This is a genomic window from Saccharothrix sp. AJ9571, assembly GCF_021725495.1.
Classification (GTDB): domain Bacteria; phylum Actinomycetota; class Actinomycetes; order Mycobacteriales; family Pseudonocardiaceae; genus Amycolatopsis; species Amycolatopsis magusensis.
Map to the genome: position 1 here is coordinate 1,443,213 of NZ_CP091382.1, position 22,196 is coordinate 1,465,408.

General features: G+C 70.3%; 12 protein-coding genes. 2 read left to right on the forward strand and 10 right to left on the reverse strand.

What is annotated here, in order from left to right; genetic code table 11:
* Window positions 1–12: 12 nt before the first annotated feature.
* The 6 genes from L3Q67_RS05870 to L3Q67_RS05895 form a co-directional block, all read right to left on the reverse strand.
* A complete protein-coding gene (locus L3Q67_RS05870; protein WP_499188566.1) occupies window positions 13–1,599 on the reverse strand; it encodes an acyl-CoA carboxylase subunit beta in 1,587 nt (528 codons plus the stop codon).
* Window positions 1,554–8,009 carry a beta-ketoacyl synthase N-terminal-like domain-containing protein gene (locus L3Q67_RS05875; protein ID WP_499188567.1) on the reverse strand — a complete coding sequence of 2,152 codons (6,456 nt, stop codon included), beginning with the start codon at window positions 8,007–8,009 and terminating at the stop codon, window positions 1,554–1,556. Before L3Q67_RS05875 ends, L3Q67_RS05870 begins: the two co-directional genes overlap by 46 nt.
* Window positions 8,006–9,769 carry a fatty acyl-AMP ligase gene (locus tag L3Q67_RS05880; protein WP_499188568.1) on the reverse strand — a complete coding sequence of 588 codons (1,764 nt, stop codon included), beginning with the start codon at window positions 9,767–9,769 and terminating at the stop codon, window positions 8,006–8,008. Before L3Q67_RS05880 ends, L3Q67_RS05875 begins: the two co-directional genes overlap by 4 nt.
* A 140-nt stretch (window positions 9,770–9,909) precedes the next feature.
* Window positions 9,910–11,103 (reverse strand): MFS transporter, encoded by a 1,194-nt coding sequence (locus L3Q67_RS05885; RefSeq protein WP_499188569.1) that lies wholly within the window; start codon window positions 11,101–11,103, stop codon window positions 9,910–9,912.
* Between the two features lie 48 nt (window positions 11,104–11,151).
* Complete coding sequence (locus L3Q67_RS05890) at window positions 11,152–12,078, reverse strand: R2-like ligand-binding oxidase (protein ID WP_282770879.1); 927 nt, start codon at window positions 12,076–12,078, stop codon at window positions 11,152–11,154.
* Window positions 12,075–13,616, reverse strand: a complete 1,542-nt coding sequence (locus L3Q67_RS05895; protein WP_499188570.1) for an alpha/beta fold hydrolase — start codon at window positions 13,614–13,616, stop codon at window positions 12,075–12,077. Before L3Q67_RS05895 ends, L3Q67_RS05890 begins: the two co-directional genes overlap by 4 nt.
* A 388-nt stretch (window positions 13,617–14,004) precedes the next feature.
* Between L3Q67_RS05895 and L3Q67_RS05900 the strand changes: the two genes are divergently transcribed.
* Window positions 14,005–15,255 (forward strand): PucR-like N-terminal domain-containing protein, encoded by a 1,251-nt coding sequence (locus L3Q67_RS05900; RefSeq protein WP_499188571.1) that lies wholly within the window; start codon window positions 14,005–14,007, stop codon window positions 15,253–15,255.
* A gap of 436 nt (window positions 15,256–15,691) precedes the next feature.
* On the opposite strand, the gene L3Q67_RS05905 is transcribed toward L3Q67_RS05900, so the two are convergent.
* Window positions 15,692–16,837, reverse strand: a complete 1,146-nt coding sequence (locus tag L3Q67_RS05905; RefSeq protein ID WP_499191442.1) for an acyl-CoA dehydrogenase family protein — start codon at window positions 16,835–16,837, stop codon at window positions 15,692–15,694.
* A gap of 120 nt (window positions 16,838–16,957) precedes the next feature.
* Here L3Q67_RS05905 and L3Q67_RS05910 point away from each other — a divergent pair, with 120 nt between their 5' ends.
* Window positions 16,958–18,616 carry a class I adenylate-forming enzyme family protein gene (locus L3Q67_RS05910; protein ID WP_499188572.1) on the forward strand — a complete coding sequence of 553 codons (1,659 nt, stop codon included), beginning with the start codon at window positions 16,958–16,960 and terminating at the stop codon, window positions 18,614–18,616.
* Between the two features lie 143 nt (window positions 18,617–18,759).
* On the opposite strand, the gene L3Q67_RS05915 is transcribed toward L3Q67_RS05910, so the two are convergent.
* From L3Q67_RS05915 to L3Q67_RS05925, 3 genes are read right to left on the reverse strand one after another with little or no spacing between them, the layout of a single operon-like run.
* Window positions 18,760–20,469 carry an acyl-CoA dehydrogenase family protein gene (locus L3Q67_RS05915; RefSeq protein WP_499188573.1) on the reverse strand — a complete coding sequence of 570 codons (1,710 nt, stop codon included), beginning with the start codon at window positions 20,467–20,469 and terminating at the stop codon, window positions 18,760–18,762.
* Window positions 20,470–20,495: 26 nt separating this feature from the next.
* Window positions 20,496–20,993, reverse strand: a complete 498-nt coding sequence (purE, locus tag L3Q67_RS05920) for a 5-(carboxyamino)imidazole ribonucleotide mutase (RefSeq protein ID WP_499188574.1) — start codon at window positions 20,991–20,993, stop codon at window positions 20,496–20,498.
* A gap of 12 nt (window positions 20,994–21,005) precedes the next feature.
* The gene (locus L3Q67_RS05925; RefSeq protein ID WP_499188575.1) at window positions 21,006–22,190 is read right to left on the reverse strand and encodes a 5-(carboxyamino)imidazole ribonucleotide synthase; all 1,185 of its coding nucleotides are present in this window, start codon (window positions 22,188–22,190) and stop codon (window positions 21,006–21,008) included.
* Window positions 22,191–22,196 lie beyond the last annotated feature (6 nt).

Below are 22,196 nucleotides of genomic sequence, written 5' to 3' on the forward strand. Positions count from 1 at the left end.
GTCCTCCATTCGCTAAAGCGGGATGTTGCCGTGCTTCTTGGCGGGCAGGACCTGCCGCTTTCCGCGCAGCAGGCGAAATGCCCTGGCAACCTGGAGGCGGGTCCGCGACGGCTGGACGACCAGGTCCACGTACCCGCGGTCGGCCGCGGTGTACGGGCCGCCGTGGCGTTCCCGGTAATCGTCGACGAACCGCCGTTCCGCGGCGGCTCGCTCGGGCCCGTCGAGGCCGGCCAGTTCACGGCGGCGCAGCACGCGCACCGCCCCTTCCGCGCCCATCACCGCGATCTCCGCGGTGGGCCAGGCGATGTTCACGTCGGCACCGACGTGCTTGGAGCCCATCACCGCGTACCCGCCGCCGTAGGCCTTGCGGGTCACCACGGTCACCTTCGGCACGGTCGCTTCCGAATAGGCGTAGATGAGCTTGGCGCCGCGGCGGATGATCCCGTGGCGTTCCTGGTCGACGCCCGGCAGGTAACCGGGGACGTCGGCGAGGGTGAGAATGGGGATGCCGAACGCGTCGCAGAACCGGACGAACCTGGCCGCCTTCTCCGACGCGTCGATGTCGATCACGCCGGCCTGGCGCGCGGGCTGGTTGGCGACCACCCCGATGGTGCGGCCTTCCAGTCGGGCGAACGCGCAGATCATGTTCGGCGCGAACCCGGCGTGGATCTCCAGGAAGTCACCGTCGTCGGCGATGCGCGCGATGACCTCGGTCATGTCGTAGGACTGGTTGATCGAGTCGGGGATGATCCGGTCGAGCTCCAAATCGGACGGTGTCAGATCGGGTGCGGTCTCGTCGGCGAACTCCGGGGCACCGTCCACATTGTTCGACGGCAGGTAGCCGAGCAGGGTCCGCACGAAGTCGACGGCGTCCTCCTCGTCGACCGCCCGGTGGTGCGCGTTGCCGGAGACCTCGCTGTTGGTGGCCGAACCGCCGAGCGCCTCGGTGCTCACCCGCTCGCCGGTGACCGCGTGCACCACGTCCGGGCCGGTGACGAACATGTGCGAAGTCCGGTCGACCATCACGGTGAAGTCGGTGATCGCCGGTGAGTACACCGCGCCACCGGCGCACGGCCCCATGATCATCGAGATCTGCGGGATCACCCCGGAGGCCAGGGCGTTGCGGCGCCCGAGTTCCGCGTAGTGCGCCAGTGACACGACGCCCTCCTGGATCCGCGCGCCGCCCGAGTCGTTGATGCCGATCACCGGGCAGCCGATGGTCATCGCGAGGTCCATCACCTTGAGCACCTTCTCGCCGAAGACCTCGCCCATGCTGCCGCCGAACACGGTGAAGTCCTGCGAGAACAGGCACACCTGGCGGCCGTCGATGGTGGCGTGCCCGGTCACCACGCCGTCGCCGTACGGCCGGTTCGACGCCATGCCGAACTCGGTGCAGCGGTGGCGGGCGAACTGGTCGAGCTCCACAAAGGACCCAGGATCGACGAGGAGGTCCACGCGCTCGCGGGCGGTCAGCTTCCCCTTGGCGTGCTGGCGGTCGATCGCGCGCTTTTCGGCGATGCGCTCGACCTCGTCCCGCCGGTCGGCGAGATCCGCTATGCGGTAGGCGGTCGAGTGGTGGCCGCCGTCGGCGTAGTCCATGCCGCACTCCCTCCGTTCAGCAACCGGTTCAGCCGGTCGGAGATCACCTCGACGTTCGGCGGATCGATCAGCGACAGGTGGTCGCCGGGCACCCGGACCACTTCGAGGCCCGAGCACAGCTCGTCCCAGCCCAGCGCGTCGTCGGTGCGCAGGTACCGCGGGTCGAGCGAGGTGGTCAGCGGGTGCGGGTCCTGCGCGCGGAACAGCACCACGCGACCGGCGTAGGGCCGCGGCCGGTAGCGCTCGGCCACCCGGGCGTCCAAATAGGACGTGTACTGGTGGTGCAGCACGCCCTGGCCGAGGCCGGGCACCTTGGTCGCCAGGCGTTCCATCACCCGCCGGATCTGCGTGCGCTCGTCCAGCCCGCTCAGGTCGAGATCGCTGAGGTCCAGTTCGGCGCCGTAGGTCTGCTCGATGTGCTCGGCGAAGCGGCCGAACCGTTCGAGCAGCAGCTCTTCCGACGACCGGCCCGGCGCGGGCAGCGGCAGGATGGAGTCGATCAGGAACACCAGGTCGACCTGCTCACCGGCTTCGGTCAGCTGGTGCGCGGTCTCGTAGGCGAGGCAGCCGCCGAACGACCAGCCACCCAGCCGGTACGGGCCGCTCGGCTGGATCTCCCTGACCAGCTCGGCGTAGCAGGCGGCCTTGTCCTCCAGGTCTTCGAGGTCGTCGAGGCGCTCGAAGCCGTACGCGGGCTGCCCGTCGGTCAGCCGGTCCGCCAGCTCGCGGTAGACACTGGTCGGACCACCGGCGGGGTGGAACAGGAACACCGGATCGGTGGCCACGCCGTCCCGCAGCAGCCGGACCGGTCCGCCGCCGTGGCCTTCGATCTCGGCCCGCAGCAGGTCGGCCATCGCGGCGATGGTCGGCGCGGCGAACAACGTCTGCTCGTCGGGCACCGCGGTCAGTTCCTCGGCGATCGCCGCCCGCAGGCGCTCCGCCCGTTCGGCGTCGCCGCCCACCAGGAAGAAGTCCTCGTAGACACCCGGTTCCCGGCCGGCCAGCACCTCGCGCCAGACCCGGGCGACCCAGCGCTCGGCCGGATCACGCGGGCCGACCACCGTGGACACCGGCGCGGCTTCCACCGGACCGCCACCGAACCCGGCGGCTTCGGCCAGGTGCGCGGCCACTTCGGACAGTGACGCACCCCGCAGCAGCAACGGCATCGGCAGTGAGAGGCCGAAGTCCCGCTCGACCGCACCCCGTGCCCGCATGGCGAGCAGCGAGTCCAAGCCGAGCTGGGTCAGCGGGCAGTGCCGGTCGATCTGCTCGGGTTCGAAGCCCATCAGCCCGGCGATGATCGCCACCAGGTGATCGGCCAGCGCCGCCCTGGCCACCGACGGCTCGGCCAGGCGCAGGGCCGCCATGCCGTCCCAGCGGACGTCCGGTTCGGCCTCGTCCGGTGCCAGCACGGTGAAGAAGGTCCGGGCTGTGAGCTGCGGGAACAACGTGAGCACGGTGGTGGTGTCGAGCCGCGCGACGCCGGTCGCGGCCCGGCCGTCGGCCAGCACGGCCTCCAGCGCTTCGAGGCCCTCGTCCGGGCTGAGCGGTTCGAGCACCGGGTTCTTCGTCCCGGCCGCGGCACCGATGTCGCCCCAGGCACCCCAGTTGATCGTGGTCGCCGGGAGGCCGTTCGCCCGGCGCCAGTCCACCAGTGCGTCCATCCACGCGTTGGCCGTGGCGTACGCGGCCTGCCCCGGCGAGCCGAGCAGGGACGCGGCCGAGGAGTAGACCAGCCACCAGTCCAGGTCGTGGCCGATGGTCGCCTCGCTGAGCCGCCACGCGCCGTGGGCCTTGGGCCACCACGCCCGCCGCACCTGCTCGGCGGTCAGCTTCATCGCGGCGCCGTCGGCCAGCACACCGGCCGCGTGCAGCACGCCGCGCAACGGCATACCGCCCCTGGTGGCGGCCTCGACCAGCCGCTCGGCGACCCCGGCTTCCGCGATGTCGCCGGTGACCACCTCCACCCCGGGCAGCGGTGCCGCGCCGGCCCCCCGGCGGCTGGAAAGCACCACCCGGTCGGCCCCGCGGTCGAGCAGCCAGCGCGCGGCGTGCAGTCCCAGTCCGCCGAGACCACCGGTGATCACGTACGCGCCATCGCGCACGACCGGTTCACCGGGGTTCAGCGTCGGCCTGGCCAGGCGTCGCACGTACCGCACACCCTCGCGCCAGGCCACCTCGTCGGCGGGTGAATCGGCGCGGATCTCGTCGTGCAGTTCGGTGACCCACAGCCGTGCCGGGTCGGGTTCGGCGTCGAAGTCGAGCAGGCTCGCCTGGATCTCGGGGTGTTCGAAGGCGAGCACGCGCACGAGTCCGCGCAGGGCGGCGATGCCGGGGCACCCCGCCTCACCGGGCTCGATCACCGCGCCGCCGGACCCGATCAGCCACAGGCGCGGTGGATCGGGCAGCTCGGCGAGTTCCGCGACGACCGCACCGGCCGCGAGCACCAGCCGTTCACCGGCCTCGGGGTCCATCCCGCTCGGCCCGAGCATCCACAACACACCGTCCACTTCGGACTTTGACCGCAGGAACTCGGACAATCCCTCGGTGTCGCGGCGGACCAGCAGGTTGTCTCCGCGACCCGACACCGCGTCGCGGAAGGCGGCCAGTTCCGGTTCGGCGAGGTCACCGAGCACCAGCCAGGTGCGCTCGCCCGGTTCCTCGGCGGGCAGCTCGGCCTGTTCCCATCGGGCTTCGAAGACCTTGCCCGACAACGGAACCGGCAGCGAAGCACGCTGGAACCGGCGGACGTAGACCTCACCGATGGCCACCACGACCGCACCCGACGCGTCCAGCAGGCGTACCGATCCGACCAGGCCGTCGCCCTCCACCGACTCGACCACCGCCTGCACGCGCACCCCGTGCCCCGGGTCGCCGTGCAGGCTCACCGAACCGAGCGAAAGCGGCAGGTAGATGCCCTCGGCCTGGTCCAGGTCGGCGGCCGCGGCCAGGGCGTGCAGGCAGGCGTCGGCCAGTGCCGGGTGCAGCACGTACGCCGAGTGCGCCTGCGCCTCCCCCGGCAGCGCGATGGACGCCGTGGCCCGGCCGGGCGCGGCGGTCACCTCACGCAGGCCCCGGAACGCCGGGCCGTAGCTCTGGCCGATCGCGTCCAGCGCGCGGTAGAGGTCGAACGGATCCCCGTCCTCGGCGCCGGTCAGCGCCTCGGCCCACTCCTGTCCGACGCGGACCTTCGCCGTGGCGTGCCGGGTCCACTCGCCGGTCGCCGACTTCGCGTGGACCTCCACCCGGCCGTGCTCGGCGGAAAACGTGGTGGTCACCTCGGTCCGCGCGGACAACGGCAGCAGTTTCAGCAGTTCCAGTTCGGCGACCACCACGCTGTCCGACTTGAGCGCCGTGCGGGCGGCGGCCAGCGCCAGCTCCAGGAACCCCGTGCCGGGGAACACCGGCACCCCGAGCGCCGCGTGATCGGCGAGCCACGGGTGTGCTTCCGTGCCGACTTCGCCGCGCCAGACGTGCCTGCCCTCCTCCGGCAACTCCACGTGCGTGCCGAGCAGCGGGTGCGCACCCGGCTGACCGGCGCGGCGCGCGGGCCAGAACCGCTGGTGACGCCACCGCGGTCCGGGCAGTTCGATGGGGGGCGCCCCCGGCGTGCGCGACTCCAGCACGCCGGGGACGCCAAGCACGTGCAGCCGCGCCAGCGAGGTGAGGAAGGTCGCCCGCTCACCAGCGGTACGGCTCGCACTGCCCAGGCCGATCGTCCGCGCGGCCCGGCCGGCGGCGGTCTGGTCGATCGCGGCCAGCGCGACCGGGTGCGGGGAGATCTCCAGGAAGAGCGTGTGCCCGTCGGCCATCGCGGCGTCGAGCGCCTGGGTGAACCGGACCGGCCGCCGCAGGTTCGCCGCCCAGTACTCGACGTCGAAGTCGGGTTCCTCGCGGGCGTCGTCGAGGACGCTGGTGTAGCAGGCGATCTCCGGGATCCGCGGGCTCAGCGGCCCGACCTCGGCCCGGAACCGGCCGAGCAGCGAATCCACCGCCGACGAGTGCCCGGCCCCGGCCACCTTCAGCGGTTTCGCCAGCCTGCCGAGGCTTTCCACGTGTGCCACCAGCGCGGCGACCTGGTCGGCGTCACCGCTGACCGTGCACTGGGTCGGTGAGGCGTAGACGGCCACGGTGATGCCGGGGTACGCGCTGTCCAGTTCGGACAGTTCGGCGGGCGACAGTTCCACCACCGCCATCGCGCCGGTGCTGTCCATCGACTCCAGCAGGCGCGATCGGGTCGCCATCACCCGCACGCCGTCGGCGACCTCCAGCGCGCCCGCGACCACCGACGCGGCGACCTCGCCCATCGAGTGCCCGATCACGGCGGCCGGTTCGACCCCGTGCGACCGCCAGAGCGTGGCCAGGGCGAGCTGGGTGCCGAGCAGCGCGAGCTGGATGCCCGCCAGTCCGTCCGGTTCGCCTTCGAGCGCGCCACGCAAGGAGAAGCCCGCCTCGCTCAGGAAAACCGGCTCCAGCGCGTCGATCGCCTCGCGGAACACGGGTTCGGTGGCGAGCAGTTCACGGCCCATGCCCCGCCACTGCGAGCCGTAGCCGGAGAACACGAACACCGGTTCCGGTGGCATGGACGCGGCTTCACCGGTGACCACCGCGTTGCCGGGCACGCCCTTGGCCAGCGAACGCAGGCCTTCGACCAGGCGAGCGCGGTCGTCGGCGAGCACCGCGGCCCGGATCGGCAGGTGCTCCCGCCGACCGGCCAAAGTGGACGCCAGCGCGCCGAGCGAGACCTCGTCGGACGACTCCAGCCATCGCGCCAGATCCGCCGCACGAGCGCGCACGCCCTCGTTCGTCCGGTCGGAAATCGCGAACACGCCCGGCCCGTCGCCGGTCCGCTTCGCCGGGAACGCCCCGGCGGGCCACTCCTCCAGGACCACGTGCGCGTTCGTGCCCCCGAAGCCGAAGGCCGACACACCCGCCCTGGCCATGCCGGAGTACCGCGGCCAGCGCGCCGGCTCCCCGACCACCCGCAGGCCGAGGCCGTCGAAGTCGATCTGCGCGTTGGGCGTGTCGAAGTGCAGGCTCGCGGGCAGCCGCCGGTGGCCGAGCGAAAGCACCACCTTGATCAGGCCGACGATGCCCGCCGCGCCTTCGAGGTGCCCGAGGTTGCTCTTCACCGAACCGATCAGCAGCGGCCGCCCCCACTCGCGGTCGCTGCCCAGCACGGCACCGAGTGCCGCCGCCTCGATCGGGTCACCCAGCGGCGTGCCGGTGCCGTGCGCCTCCACGTAGTCGACCCCCGCCGGGTCGACCCCGGCCGCCGCGTAGGCGTCGGCGAGCACCATCTCCTGCGCCCGCGGATTGGGCGCCATCAACCCGTTCGACCGGCCGTCGGAGTTCACCGCGCTGCCCCGGATCACCGCGAGCACCCGGTCTCCCGCCCGGCGTGCCTCGCTCAACCGGCGCAGCACCACCACACCGCAGCCCTCACCACGCACGATGCCGTCGGCGTCCCCGGCGAACGGCTTGCAACGGCCGTCCTCCGCGAGCACGCCCGCCCGGTGGAAGTTCGCGGTGATGCCCGGCGACAGCATCAGGTTGACCCCGGCCACCAGCGCGGTCTCGCTCTCCCCACGTTGCAGGCTCTGCACCGCCATGTGCACCGCGACCAGCGAGGACGAGCAGGCCGTGTCCACGGTCAGACTCGGGCCGCGCAGGTCGAGCAGGTAGGACAGCCGGTTCGACGCGATGCTCATCGCCGCGCCGGTGCCCGACCAGGCGTCGATGGTGTCGAGGTCGCTCATCGTGAGCAGGCCGTATTCGCTGGCCGAGAGGCCGGTGAACACGCCGGTCCGGGTGCCGCTGAGCGTGCTCGGCGGGATACCCGCGTGCTCCAGCGCAGACCAGGCGACCTCGAGCAGCACGCGCTGCTGAGGGTCCATCGCCTCGGCTTCCCTCGGCGTGATGCCGAAGAAGGCCGCGTCGAAACCGGTGGCGTCGGCGATGAACCCGCCGCGCCCGGGGATGGTGGCCAGCGCGGCGGGGTCGGCGAAGGCCTCCCACCGGCCGTCCGGCACCGAGTTGATCGCGTCGCGGCCGCCGTCGAGCAGACGCCAGAAGTCGGCGGGCGACTCCACCCCACCGGGCAGGCGGACGCCGACGCCGACCACCGCGATCGGCTCGCCCTCTTCACCGCGGGCCATCGGGCGGATCGCCTGCCGCTGCTCGGCGGACAGCGCGCCGACGAGGTCGGCGATGGTCGAGTGCTCCCACAGCAGGGTCGTCGGCAGCGCGCGGCCGAGCAGGCGGCGCAGGTCACCGGTCAGCGCCACCGTGTCGCGTGAGGATAGTCCGGCTTCGCGCAGCGGGCGCCGGGTGTCGACCTCGCTCGCCGGACGGCCGAGCAGGGTGGCCACCCGGTCGACCAGCCACGTGGTCAGCTCGGCGGGGTTCACGACAGCCTCCGGTCGGCGAAGGCACCGTCGAGGTAGCGCACCCGGCAGGACGACCGGCTGATCTTGCCGCTGGAGGTCCGGGGCACCTCCCCCGGCTCCAGGAACACCAGGTCCACCAGCTTCAGCCCGTGCCGCGAGGACACCTCGGCGCGCAGTTCCTCCGCCGCGGCCGCCAGGTTCGCCTCCTCCGGCGCCAGGTCCTTCGCGCGTTCCAGCACCACGACGGCTCCTTCCCCCTCGTCGAGCGGAATGGCGAACGCCGCGGCCGAATGCCGCCGCACCGCCGGATGCGTTTCCACGGTCTGCTCGATGTCCTGCGGGTAGTGGTTGCGGCCGTCGACGATCACCAGGTCCTTGCGCCTGCCGGTGACGTACAGCTCGCCGTCGAACACCACGCCGAGGTCGCCGGTGGCCAGCCAGTCGCCGGACTCGGCCAGCCGCAGCCCGAAGGTCTCCGCGGACTTCGCCGGATCGCCCCAGTAACCCCGGCCGACGTTCTCACCGCGAACCCAGATCTCGCCGACCGTGCCGTCGAGGCGTTCGGTGCGCGTCTCCGGATCGACGATGCGCAACTCCTGCTCGGCGGCGAATCCGCACGAGACCAGAGTGGACGATTCGCCCGTGCCGCCGGGCACGGCCGTTCCCTCGGCGAGCCGGTCGCGGTCGAAGGTGACCTGCCGCGACGGCTTCCCCGCCTCGGTGACCGACACCAGCACGGTCGCTTCGGCGAGCCCGTAGGACGCCCGGTGCACGGCCGGGTCGAGCCCGCACTCCCCGAACGCCGCCTGGAACTGCGCGATCGTCGAGGGCAATACCGGCTCGCTGCCGTTGATCAGCGACACCACCCGGCTGAGTTCGAGGTAGTTCCGCTCCGCCGCCGGGACGCGCGAAGCGCTGTAGCCGTAAGCGAAGTTGGGGGCCGCGCTGATCGCGCCCGGGCTGGCCGAAAGCGCCCGCAGCCAGCGGCCGGGACTCTGCAGGAAGGCGATCGGGTCCAGCAGGGTGGCGCCGATGCCCGCCGCCATCGGCGCGGCGATGCCGAGCACCAGGCCCATGTCGTGGAACAGCGGCAGCCAGCTGACCGTGGTGGTGAGCCCGTTGACCGCGCCGTATGCCCGGCAGGCCTGCCTCGCGTTCGCGACCACATTGCGATGGCTGAGCATCACCCCGGCCGGGGTGCGGGTCGAACCCGAGGTGTACTGCAGGTAGGCGAGGTCGTCGGGGTGCGGCGCCTGCCAGTCCGCCACGGCCGGGCGCAGCGTCGGCACGAGGTCGACCGCGATCCGTTCGGTCCGAAGTGGATCGATGACCTCGCCGACGGCGTCGAGCTGCGCCGCGGTGGTCAGCGCCAGTCGCGGGTCGCAGTCGGCGAGCACCGCGCTCAGCCGCCCGGCGTGCCCGGGGAGGTTCGGCGCGAACAGCGGCACGGCCACCAGTCCGGCGCGGATCGCCCCGAGGAACGCGACCACGTAGTCGGCGGACTGCTCGACCAGCACGGCCGCGCGATCACCCGGCTCGGCGAGTTCGCGCGCCCGGGAAGCCACCGCGCTGACCCGGTCGTCCAGTTCGCGCCAGGTCAGGAAGGTGGCGCGGCCGTCTTCGCTGGTGCGGTAGTCCAGGTAGGTCAGGGCGATCTCGTCGCCCTGACGGCCGGCCCAGTGGTGCAGCAGGGTGGCCAGTGACTCGGTGGTGGCGCGGCGCTCGACGGCCGAATTGGACACAGTGGACACAGTGGACACAGTGGCTGGATTCGCGTTCATCGTCCCTCGAAAATGTGCCGGGAACAAAAACCGTTTTCTGAAGGTATGAAGCGGGTGGTGGGCTGTCAACGAACTCGAATTCGGCCGCTCATCCCGGCGTGGACAATCCACCGCGGGCTTGTCACCCGCGCAACAAGAGCTCAGTCGCGGCGGCGGAACACCGCGAACGCCAGTACCGCACCGGCCAGTTCCAGCGCCGCCGCGGTGTACAGCCCGGCGGTGTAACCCGTTGCCAGCGCTGGACCTTCGCCCTGCCAGAGGTGATCGGCGCGGACCGTGGTGAGCACCACACCGATCAGCGCGACCCCGGCCGCGCCGGACAATTCCCTGGACGCGGTGAGCAATCCGGACGCGGTTCCGGCGTGCGCGCCGGGCACCACTTCCAGCGCGAATGAGGTCAACGGGGTGGTCAGTGCCGATCCGGCGCCGATCAGCAGCAATCCGGGGATTCTGGGCGGTATTTCCGGTATGTGGTTGACCAGTGCCACCGCGACCAGGCCGACCGCGACCCCGGTCAGCCCGACCGCGACAGTCCAGTGTGGACCGAAGCGGAGGACCGCCCACGGCACCGCCGGGGTGGCCGCCATGATCGCGAGCGCCACCAGCACCAGCGGCAGCCCGGCCATCAACGGTGACAACCCGAGCGACTCCTGGTGCAGCAACGGGGTGAAGAAGAACACCCCGGACACCCCGAGGCCCCACAACAACTGCACGAGCAGCCCGGCGATGAACACCCGCTGTCCGAAGGCTTCGAGCATGGTCCGGGCCCGCAGTCGCGTCCCGTGGTTGCGCTCACCACTGGCGGTGACCGGGACGAGCAGCGCGATCGCGGCCACGAACGGGAGGTTGCTGAAGAAGATCCAGCCCCAGTGCAGGTATTCGCTGAGCAGGCCGCCGACCGTCGGGCCGACCGCGAGCGCGACCGCCAGGCTGGCCGTCCACAGTGTCGCGCCGATCGCGCGCTGGCGGCTGTTGAGGTTGGTGCGCAACAGGCTGAGCAGGCCGGGCACCATGAACGCCGCGGCTGTGCCCTGGAGCACCCGCGCGCCGATGAGCACCCAGCCGGTGGTGGCGAAGCCGCCCGCCACCGCACCGACGCCGAAGCCGATCAGCCCGGCCACCAGCGTGCGGGCCTGGCCGAGCCGGTCGACCAGCACACCGGCCACCAGCAGCAACGCGGCGAACGGCAGCATATAGCCGATGCTGACCCACTGCAGCTCGTCCAGGCCGAGGCCGAGCTCGCGGGCCATCGACGGCACCCCGGCGGCGACGATGTTGTTGTCCAGGCTGGTGACGAACCCCCCGAGGGCGATCACCACCAGCGTCGGGACCACCGCGCGACCCCGAACCGCACTGTCCTGGCTGACCACGGCCGCCTCCGCTCAGTCGCCGAGCGCTTGTTCGTCTTCGGTGTGGAACTCCTCCTCGAGTCGTTCCGGGCTGTAGTCCACGTCGATTCGTTCCACCGGCATGCCACGTGCTGCCTCGATCGCCCGCAGCCGCCGCATCGCGTGCCCGGCCGCGTACTCCATGACCCCGTCGAGCCGAAGATCGAAGGGGTCGCCGTCGAACTGCCGCGTGGTCCACTCGATCTGCGCGATCGCGTGGGGCAGCAGTGCTTGCATCTGTTCCTGAACCACGTCCCAGTTCCGGTCGTCGGCGGCGACGTGGCGGCGGCAGGTGAAGGTGCCCCAGGCCATGTGGCGGCGCTCGTCGTCCCCGATGTGCCGGATGAGCGCCTGCATGCCGGGCAGGATGCCGTGCGCGCGGCACGCCCGGTTCCAGACGAAGTAGCCGGTCAGCGCCAGCACGCCTTCGACGACGTGGTTGTAGACCACCGACGCGCGGACCTGGTTCTCCGGGCTGGGATCGTCGTGCAGGCGGCCCAGCGCGGTGGGCAGTTCGTCGTAGAAGATCGCGCGGTAGCCCGGGTTGTTCTCGACGTGGGAGTGCAGGTCCTCGTCCACGCCGACCGCGTCCAGCCAGAGGCGGAACACCTGGGTGTGCTTGGCTTCTTCGAGGCAGAACTGGGTCAGGTACATCTCGTCGGCGAACCGGCCTTCGGCGCGCATCGCGGCGATGAACGGCTGGATCTCGTGCGTGACGGATTCCTCGCCACCGGCGAACTGCGCGCAGAGCATGGTCGCCACGAAGCGCTGTTCGTCCGACAGCGCGGCCCAGTCCTTGGCGTCCTGGTCGAAGTCGAGGTCGCGCGGGTTCCAGAACTTGGCGTTGCCCTTGTCGAACAACCGCAGCGGGAGCGCGTCCCAGGTGATCCCGTCGGCGCGCAGTGTGGTGAACGCGGTCATCCCTGCGATCCCTTCGTCGGAATGTCGAGCCAGGAGGGACCGGAGAAGGCGAGTTCGCCCACTTCGAGGTTCCAGTCCAGGAAGAGCGGGTCCTTCGAATCGGTGACCAGTGCCACGCGGTGACCGGCGGGCACGGTGTAGGCGGTCGGCGCGAACGCCAGGTCGATCCTGATCGGACTGCCGGGTTCGGCGTCCTTCCAGCTGTAGGGCAGGTAGTTGATCAGCCTGCCGACGCCGAACTGGTCCACGTCGTACACGTAGGCGACCACCGTGCCGGTCCGCGCGGGCGGGGTGACGGTGAACCGCGCCTGGAGCGCCCCGCGGATGTGCATCGGCGTGGTCCTGGGGGCCTGCTGCCAGATCGCCGCGTCCCGCTTGCTCACCAGCGGCAGGAAGGCGGTCGGCGGGTCACCGGTGAGGGCTTCGAGGCTGTAGGTGGCCAGCGGCACACCGCCGTTGGCCGGGGTGTCGCGGCCGGTGGTGAACTCCGCCGGCGTCAGCTCCCACCTGGACGGCTCACCGATCGCCGAGGCCCAGTCGGGGTGGGTCTCGGGCTCCTGCGTGCCGGGGCGGGCGCGGGTGACGACAGGGTTCTCACGGGTGATGCCGTCGTCGGTGCCCGCGACGTGGGCGTCGAACCAGCGGTAGACCGAGTTCCAGGTTTCACTGGGCAGCCCGAGCAGGCCGCCGGATTCGCTGGAAGCGTGATCGCCCGGCACGAATTCGGCTCGTTTGGGGCCGGTCAGCGCCTGGAACAGCTCGACCATCTGATCCGGCGGGAATACCGTTTCACTCCAGGTCTGAATGGTGAGCACGGCCGGGTGGTTGGTATTGATCCGGTTCAGGTGACTGACCGCCGACCTCGGTTTCGACCATTCGATGATGGCCGCGGAATCGGCGTCGGACAGGTGCGGCGTGAGGAATTTCGTCAGCATCTTTTCGGTTTCCGCGCTGAGCGTCCCGTTCGCCTTTCCGGACAGGTAGAGCACCAGTCCGGCCAGGCCGTGCCGCGTCTCGTTCTGCGACAGCGACTCGGCCAGGTCCGCCCAGCCGCTGAGCGAGGCCACGGCCCGGATCCGGGTGTCGGTCCCGGCGGCGATCAGGCCGATCCCGGCGCCGTAGGACACCCCGCCGACCCCGACGCGGCCCGGGTCGGCGGCGGTGTTCGCCACCGCCCAGTCGATGACCGTGGACACGTCCGTGATGTCGGCGGCCCCGGCGACCTCGACCGCCCCACCGGATTCACCGAATCCCCTGGCGCCGTAGGCCACCACCACGTAACCGCGGTCGGCGAGGTTCTTGGCCGGGACGACGTTCTGCGTGGCGCCACCACCCCACGCGCTGATCAACACCGCCACCGGGTGCGGGCCGGGGGTCCGGGGTTCGAGCACCATGGCGCCCAGCCCCACGCCGTCGGCCGCGGGCACGGTGACGAACCGGGTGGTGAACCCGTCCCCGCCCGCGGCGGCCGCTGCCCCACTGCCCAGCAGCACCACCACGAGCACCTGGCAAACCACCCATTTCGCCCGGCGGATCATGCGCGCGAAAACCTCCTCGCCGAAAGTGAATATGTTTCGCGAAAAGCGTCCGGGGGAATGTTCCCACTGCCGGACCTCGCCAGACCGGAAGGTAGCAGTCCGCAATCAACGCCGAGAAGGCGTGTGATTCCCGCTTGTCACCCGGTGCACAAGTTTCCGATTGACGATGCTCACCCCGGCGCAGGCGACCACCCAGCGCAACGGCCGTACACCCGAAAGGGTGGCGTTTAGCAAAAAAGGATAAAGATCATTGCCGCCACACGCGGGTGCTGACAAGTTCTCGTGAGGCGTCGGACACAAGGGTTGCCAGAACAGTTCTGACCGTGAGTAAGTACTTCCGGCGCGGTACGTGATCAGCGTGGAAACTACTGCGAGCAAAGGGGGCGGTATGCACCCGGCAAGCGACAGTTCGGTGAGGCAGCAGGTCCCGGCACCGGAGGGACCCGCGAGCCATTCGCAAAGCCTCTGGTTTTCGCTTCCCGGCGAGGTGGCGAGACGGTTCCGGCCGCACTCGGACCAGTTGGCCAGGACCATCCTCGAAGAGATCCAGCGGGCGGTGCCCGAGTACGCGCAGCCGCTGGAGGGCCAGTTCGGCAAGGTGATCACCGTCGGTATCGAGCGGGCGGTGCTCAACTGCATCGACAGCATCGAGGGCCGCGGCATCGCCGAGCAGAAGTGGGACGAGCTGTTCCGCGCCATCGGCCGCCGGGTGTACAACGACGGGCGCAGCCTGGACTCGCTGCAGTCGGCCTACCGGGTCGGCGGGCGGGCGGCGTGGCGCTACATCTCCGCCTTCGGCCAGAAGCTGCGGCTTCCGGTCTCGATCATGTGCGTCAGCGCGGAGGCCATTTTCGCTTTCGTGGACGAGATTTCGGCCTATTCGGTCGAGGGCTACACCATGGCCCAAGCCCGCGCCGCCGGCACACTGGAACGACGGCGGCAGCGGTTGCTGGAGCGCATCCTCACCACGCCACCGTCCTCCGGGCAGACCATCGCCGCCATGGCCGCCGCCGCGGAGTGGCCGGTCCCCGAGGCGGTGACGCTGGTAGCTCTGGAAGCGTGCATCGACCGGCCGCACACCCCCGCCCTCCACACCGATGTCCTATTGGACCTGGAAGGCACGCAGCCGTACCTGCTCACCCCGGATCCCACGCGCGACCTGCCGATCCTGAAGTCCGAATTGGACGGCTGGCGTGCAGCCTCCGGCCCGCACGTGCCACTCGCGGAAGCCGCCACCTCCCTGCACTGGGCCCGGCGGACCCTGGACCTGGTCCACCGCGACATCCTGCCCGACGCCCCCATCACCAGCAGCGGCGATCACCTGGCGAAACTCCTGCTGCTGACCGACGAGTTCCTGTTGCGGCAACTGAGCACCCGCGCCCTGGCCCCATTGGGGGGTTTGACCCCGAAACAACAAGTCCGCCTGGGCGGCACACTGCTGGCGTGGCTCGAATACCGCGGCAGCACCCCGGAAGTCGCCGAGGCACTGGACATCCACCCGCAAACCGTGCGATACCGGCTGAACCAGCTGATGGAGTTGTTCGGAGACCGCCTGAACAACCCGGAGGCACGCTTCGAAATGCAACTCTCCCTGGAAGCACACCGACTCCTGAGCACCACCCCCCTGGACACCCCCTAACGGCCCCCGCTCACGGCCCCCAGATGTCACGAATGTGGCTTTGGGGGCGGATTAGGCCCCGAAAGCCACATTCGTGTCCCGCCCCCGTCCCCCGATGTCACATCCACGGCATCACCCTCCGCCCCCGCAACAAGAAACCTCACCATCCCGCCACCAAGGACCGCCACCATCCCACCCCAGCCCCGAAACCGTCCCCAGCAACAAAACCGTCCCCCAGCAACAAAACCTTCGCCATCAACGAGAACCGACCATCCCCGCCATCATGCCTCCCAACCTCCACCCGGCAACAAAACCGGACCACCATCCCACCCAACCTCCCTCATCCCCGGTCCAAAGCCCAAAACACGACGAAGGCCTGATGTCAAGGCATCTTTCCCGCCTTGACATCAGGCCTTCGTCGTAGTCACACTAAAAAACCGGGGTGGGCCCCCAAAAACTACCCCTTCAACAAAGCCCGAGCCATAACCATCCGCTGAATCTGGTTAGTACCCTCATAAATCTGGGTGATCTTCGCGTCCCGCATCATCCGCTCAACCGGGAAGTCCCGCGTATACCCGGCCCCGCCGAACAACTGGACCGCGTCCGTCGTCACCGACATGGCGATGTCCGACGCATACGTCTTCGCCGCGCTGGCCATGAATCCCGCGCGTGCGTCCCCGCGCTCCGAAGCCGCGGCCGACGCGTAGACCAGGTGCCGGGCGGCCTCGATCTTGGTGCCCATGTCCGCCAGCATGAACTGCACGCCCTGGAAGTCCGCGATCGACTTCCCGAACTGCCGCCGGTCCTTCACGTAATCAAGCGTCGCGTCGAGCGCGCCCTGCGCGATGCCCAGCGCCTGCGCGCCGATGGTCGGGCGCGTGTGGTCGAGCGTGCGCAGCGCGGTCTTCAGACCCGTGCCCGGCTCGCCGATGATGCGGTCCTCGGGAATGGTGCAGTTCTCGAAGTAGATCTCCCGCGTGGGCGATCCTTTGATACCGAGTTTGCGCTCCTTCGGCCCGACCGAAAAACCGGGGTCGTCCTTGTGCACGACGAACGCGGAAATGCCGCTCGCCTTCTTCTCCGCCTCGGGGTCGGTCACCGCCATCACGGTGTACCAGGTCGATTCGCCGGCGTTGGTGATCCACGCCTTGGTGCCGTTGAGCACCCAGGTGTCACCCTCCAGCCGGGCGCGCGTGCGCATCGAGGCGGTGTCCGAACCCGCCTCGCGCTCGGACAGCGCGTACGACGCGGAGGCGTCACCGGAGGCGATCGACGGCAGCACGTTTTTCTTCAGCTGCTCCGAGGCCGACAGCAGGATCGGCTGCGTGCCCAGCTTGTTCACCGCGGGGATCAGCGAGGCCGACGCGTCGACCCTGGCGATCTCCTCGATCACGATGCACGTGGCGATCGCGTCGGCGCCCTGGCCCTCGTACTCCTCGGGGATGTGGACCGCGTTGAACCCGGAGCGCACCAGCGCCGCGGCGGCCTCGACGGGGTACCGCTCGTTCTCGTCGACATCGGCCGCGTGCGGCGCGATCTCCTTCTCCGCGAGCGCCCGCACGGCGGCACGCAGCTCCTCGTGTTCCTCTGCGAGCCGGTACAGCCCGACGCCCTCAGTCACTCGTGCCACCTCATCTCCGTTGGCGGGATCAACTATCGATGTTAGCGCTCGTTCACAGAGTGGTGCTTGTGTCCTCGCTCGCACTCTTCGTACGGTGCAGTGATGTCGATCACCTCGCCGCCGGGTCTCCCGCGCTCACTGCACTACCCCGAGGTTCCCGTCGGCTCGATACTCGCCGGCTCGGCCGCCCGCTACGGCGGTCGCACCGCCTTCCGCCAGGGCGGCGCCCAGCTCAGCCACGAGCAACTCTGGCGCTCGGCCTGCCGCTTCGCCAACGCGCTCGGCGCGCACGGCGTCGGGCCGGGTGACGTGGTCGCCATGCACCTGCCGAACTGCCTGTCCTACCCGATCGCGTACTACGGCACGCTGCTCGCGGGCGCCACGTGCACCCCGGCGAACCCGCTGCTGCCCCCGGACGACCTCGCCGCCCAGCTCTCCGACAGCGGCGCCGTGGTGGCTGTGACCTGCGGCGCGGCGTCCGGGATGCTCACCAGCGTGCTCGATCGCACCGAGGTGCGCGTCGTGCTGGTGGCCAACCCCATCGGCGAGCTGCCGCCGGGCGCGGTCGAGTTCAGCGCGTTCTACCGGGAGGCCAGCGACCACCGCCCGGAGGTGGCCTTCGACGTCCGCGAGACCGTCGCGCACCTGGCCTACACCGGCGGCACCACCGGGCGCTCGAAGGGCGTGCGACTGCCGCACCACCACGTGGTGGTGAACACGGTGCAGTACAGCTCGTGGTCCCACGGGGCCGTGCCCGCACTCGACGCCGACGGTGATCTGGTGCTCGACCAGCTCGGCTCGGCGGAGGAGTGGCCGGTGCGGCTGGGCACCGGAGTGGCCATCAATTTGACGCCGTGGTTCCACGCCATGGGAATCATCGCGGCGCTGAACGCGGCGGTGCTCACCGGCTACAGCGTGGTCCTGCACGACCGGCTCGACCCGGCCGCCTACCTCGCCGACGCCGAGCGCCTGCGGGTCACGATGATGGGTGGCGCGCCCGCGTTGTTCGCCGCGCTGCTGGCCGCGCCGGACTTCCAGACGCGTGACCTGACGTCGGTGCGGCTGGTCACCTCGGGGGCCGCGCCGCTGCCGGTCTCGACGCTGAAAACCCTGCGCGAACGGCTGCCGCACGCGGTGATCGCCGAGGGGTACGGGCTGACCGAGGTGACCATGGGCGCGGCCGCGGCGCCGGCGTTCCGGTCGGGGGTGCGGAAGCCGGGCACGGTCGGGGTGCCGCTGGCCGACACGGAGGTGAAGATCGTCGCCGCGGAAGGCGGGGACGAGCCGCTGCCGACGGGTTCACGCGGAGAGGTGTGCCTGCGCGGGCCGCAGGTGATGGCGGGGTACCACAACCGGCCGGAGGAAACCGCCGACGTGCTGCGGGACGGGTGGTTGCACACCGGGGACATCGGCATCCTGGACGAGGACGGGTATCTGTCCCTTGTGGACCGCAAGAAGGATCTGCTGCTCTACAAGGGGTACAACGTCTATCCGCGGGAACTGGAAGAGTTGCTCGCGGCTCAGCCCGCCGTCGCTGTCGCCGCGGTGGTGGGGCGACCGGATGAGGCCGCCGGGGAACTGCCGGTCGCCTTCGTCGTACGCGCGGCGGGGCACGCCGATGCCACCGCCGACGACCTGATGGCGACGGTGAACGAACTGGTGCTGCCGTACAAGCGGTTGCGGGAGCTGCACTTCGTGGAGAAGCTGCCGGTCTCGGGAGCGGGGAAGATCCTCAAGCGGAAGCTGCGGGAGCAGCTGTGACACCGGCTGCAGCCGCCGGACTCGCACGCGAACGCCGACCCCAGCCGCCCGAACGTGGAACTCGGGCGCGCGAACGTCAAACTCGGGTGCGCGAACGTGGGACTCGGGTGCCTGAGTGTGGGTTCGGGTGCGCGAACGTGGGGTTAGGGGCGCATGGTGTAGGTGGTGGCTAGGGATTCGACGGTGGTCCAGATTTGGGTGGAGCGGGAGTCGGAGGCGGCGGGCTTCACGACCTGAGAGAGCGCCCATTCCTGCTGGGCGGGGGTGGAGGAAGCCCGGCCGTGCAGTTCGGTGGCGTACCGCGAGAAGTCCCGGACGAAGACGTCGAAGAGCTGGTCGATGGTGTTCGTGTCCAGCGAGACGATGCGCGCCTGTTCCAGGATCAGCTGCCCGTAGACGATCAGCGTGAACAGCTCACCCAGGGTGAGCAGGAAGTCCAGGTCCTTCTGCTGCGCCTCGTCCGGGGCGGCTTCAACCAACAGCTTGCAAAAAGCCTCAGCCTGAGAGCGGAAAAGAGCCACGTTCGGCACGTCCGCGTAATGCGAGTAGGGCTCGCGCCAGTCGTGAAAGCGGATCTTGCCGAGGCCCCGCGCCGGGCCCTGGCGGAAGAGGAACTCGTCGTCCGCGGCGTCCTGGCGCGTCGGCACGGGATCGTACGAAGCCGGGTCGAAAAGATAGGCCGGCATGAACTTCAGCACCAACGCCAGGTTGACCGCGACCGTGCCCTCCAGCTTCGGCAGGCCGCGGATGTCCCGTGAGGCAGCCGAGAAGTAGGTGTCCTTTTCGAACCCCTTCGCCGCGATGACGTCCCACAGCAGGTCGATCACCCGCTCGCCCTCGGTGGTCACCTTCATCTTGGTGATCGGGTTGAACAGCAGGTACCGCCGGTCCTCGGGGCCCGCCGTGCGGAAGTAGTCGATCGCGCGGTCGGCGAACAGCTTCATCGCGGTCAGCCGGGCGTAGGCGTCCACCAGTTCCCGTCGCACGTGCGGGAACTCGGTCACGCGGTTGCCGTAGAGCAGCCGCCCGTGCGCGTGCGCGACCGCCTCGTACAGCGCGTGCGTGCAGATGCCGATCGCGCCGAAGCCCAGGTTGAACTTGCCCACGTTGACCGTGTTCAGCGCGGCGTCGAAGGCCGCGGGTCCGGTGTGCAGCACGTCCTCGGCCCGCACCGGGTAGTCCTCGAGCCGGAACTCGCTGACGTACATCTGCGAGGGCACCACGTTCTTGATCAGGTGGTAGTTCGGGTGCGCGCTGTTCGCGGTGAAGAACACGTACCCCTCGGGACCTTCGACGTCGGCGCGGCGGCCGAACACCGAGACCACACCCGCGACGTTGCCGTTGCCGATGTAGTACTTGCCGCCGGTGGCGCGGAAACCGTCACCGTCCGGGGTGAGCACCATGTCGGTGGCGTAGATGTCCGCGCCGTGTTCCTTTTCGGACAGTCCGAACGCGAGCACCCCGCCGGATTCGAGCACCCGCGCCGCGTTCGCCCGGGCGGCCGCGTTCTGGCTCTGCCACACCGGGCCGAGGCCGAGGATGGTGACCTGCCAGGTGTACCAGTAGTTCAGCCCGTAGAACCCGAGCAGCTCGGACATCGCGGCGACGCGGCTGGTGTCCCAGCGCTTGTTCTCGTCACCGTCCGCGTCACCCGACGGGGTGAGCAGGGTGGCGAACACGCGCTCCTTGGCGACGAACTCCAGGAACTCCGCGTACCAGGTCTGCGCGTGGTAGTCGGCCATCAGCGCGGTCTTGCCGCGCGACTCGAACCAGTCGATGGTGGCCTGCAGGATGCGCCGGGTCTCGGCGTCGAAGTGCGCAGGGTCGTACGTACGCGGGTTCAGCAGCTCCATGTTACTGGACAGTAACAAAGACTCGGCTAGGAGCCAAGCCGCTGCCGCAGTGCCGCGTCCTTGTCGAGCACCAGCTGCTCCAGGTCGGCCTGGAACCGGACCATCCGCTCACGCAGCTTCTCGTCGTGCGTGGCCAGCATCCGCACGGCCAGCAGGCCCGCGTTGCGCGCCCCGCCGACGGAGACCGTGGCCACCGGGATCCCGGCGGGCATCTGCACGATGGACAGCAGCGAGTCCATGCCGTCGAGGTACTTCAGCGGCACCGGCACGCCGATCACCGGCAGGACCGTGGCCGAGGCCACCATGCCGGGCAGGTGCGCCGCGCCACCGGCCCCGGCGATGATCACCTTCAGCCCGCGCTCGACCGCCGACTCGGCGTAGTCCAGCATCCGCCGCGGCGTGCGGTGGGCGGAGTACACGCCCACTTCGTAGGGCACCTCGAACTCGTCGAGCGCCTTGGCGGCGGCTTCGAGCACCGGCCAATCCGAGTCACTGCCCATGATCAGCCCGACAACGGCAGACATTTCGCGAATCTCCTAATGGATCTCGTGGCCGTCGAGCCACTCGGCGTGGGAAAGCCAGTGCGCCGCCAGCTTCCCGCGGTGACGCAGGTCGGCCAGGTCGTCGCCGAGCAGGTTGACGTGCCCCAGCTTGCGCCCCGGCCGCTCGCCCTTGCCGTAGAGGTGCACCTTGACGTCGGGGTACCGCGCGAACAGGTGGTGCAGCCGCTCGTCCGGCCCCATGCGCGGGGCCTCCGGCGCGCCCAGCACGTTCGCCATCACGCACACGGGCGCGAGCAGACCGGTGGTCCCGAGCGGGTAGTCGAGCACCGCGCGCAGGTGCTGCTCGAACTGCGAGGTCCGCGCGCCGTCCATGGTCCAGTGCCCGGAGTTGTGCGGGCGCATGGCCAGTTCGTTGACCAGCAGCCCCTCGTCGGTCTCGAACAGCTCGACGGCCAGCACGCCGACCACCTCGAGGTCGGCGGCGACGCGCAGGGCCAGGTCCTGCGCCTGCTGCCGGCGTTCCGGGCTCAGGCCGGGCGCGGGGGCGAGCACCTCGGTGTTGATCCCGTCACGCTGCACGGTTTCCACCACCGGCCAGGCCGCGCCCTGCCCGAACGGCGAGCGCGCCACCAGCGCGGCCAGCTCGCGGCGCATGGCGACCTTCTGCTCCACCAGCAGCGGCGTACCGGCGGCGAGCAGCTCCGGCACCAGCTTCCCGGCGTCCTCCGCCGAGTCGAGCATCCACACGCCGCGGCCGTCGTAACCACCGCGCGCGGCCTTGAGCACCACCGGCCAGGAGTGCGCCGAGCCGAACGCCACCACGTCGTCCACTTCGGACACCCGGGCGTAGGCGGGCCCGGGGATGCCGGTGGACGACAGGCGCTCGCGCATCACCAGCTTGTCCTGCGCGTGCAGCAGCGCGTCGGGCCCAGGCCGGACCACCACGCCCTCGTAGGTCAGCGTCTGCAGGTGCTCACCCGGCACGTGCTCGTGGTCGAAGGTGAGCACGTCCACGGTGGACGCGAACTCGCGCAGCTTGTCCAGGTCGGTGTGCTGCCCGAGCACCACTTGCCCGGCGACCAGGCCCGCCGAGTCGTTCTCGTCGGCGGCCAGCACCCGCAGCGACTGGCCGAGCGCGATCGCGGCCTGGTGGGTCATCCTGGCCAGCTGGCCCCCGCCCACCATGCCGACGATGGGCAGTCCGGTTCGTTTGTCCATGATGCG

What these genes read in the sequence shown, in the direction of transcription:
- L3Q67_RS05895 (WP_499188570.1), bottom strand. Translation starts at nt 13,616, where the DNA reads ATGATCCGCCGGGCGAAATGGGTGGTTTGCCAGGTGCTCGTGGTGGTG.
- L3Q67_RS05890 (WP_282770879.1), bottom strand. Translation starts at nt 12,078, where the DNA reads ATGACCGCGTTCACCACACTGCGCGCCGACGGGATCACCTGGGACGCG.
- purE (WP_499188574.1), bottom strand. Translation starts at nt 20,993, where the DNA reads ATGTCTGCCGTTGTCGGGCTGATCATGGGCAGTGACTCGGATTGGCCG.
- L3Q67_RS05915 (WP_499188573.1), bottom strand. Translation starts at nt 20,469, where the DNA reads ATGGAGCTGCTGAACCCGCGTACGTACGACCCTGCGCACTTCGACGCC.
- L3Q67_RS05910 (WP_499188572.1), top strand. Translation starts at nt 16,958, where the DNA reads ATGTCGATCACCTCGCCGCCGGGTCTCCCGCGCTCACTGCACTACCCC.
- L3Q67_RS05925 (WP_499188575.1), bottom strand. Translation starts at nt 22,190, where the DNA reads ATGGACAAACGAACCGGACTGCCCATCGTCGGCATGGTGGGCGGGGGC.
- L3Q67_RS05880 (WP_499188568.1), bottom strand. Translation starts at nt 9,769, where the DNA reads ATGAACGCGAATCCAGCCACTGTGTCCACTGTGTCCACTGTGTCCAAT.
- L3Q67_RS05870 (WP_499188566.1), bottom strand. Translation starts at nt 1,599, where the DNA reads ATGGACTACGCCGACGGCGGCCACCACTCGACCGCCTACCGCATAGCG.
- L3Q67_RS05900 (WP_499188571.1), top strand. Translation starts at nt 14,005, where the DNA reads ATGCACCCGGCAAGCGACAGTTCGGTGAGGCAGCAGGTCCCGGCACCG.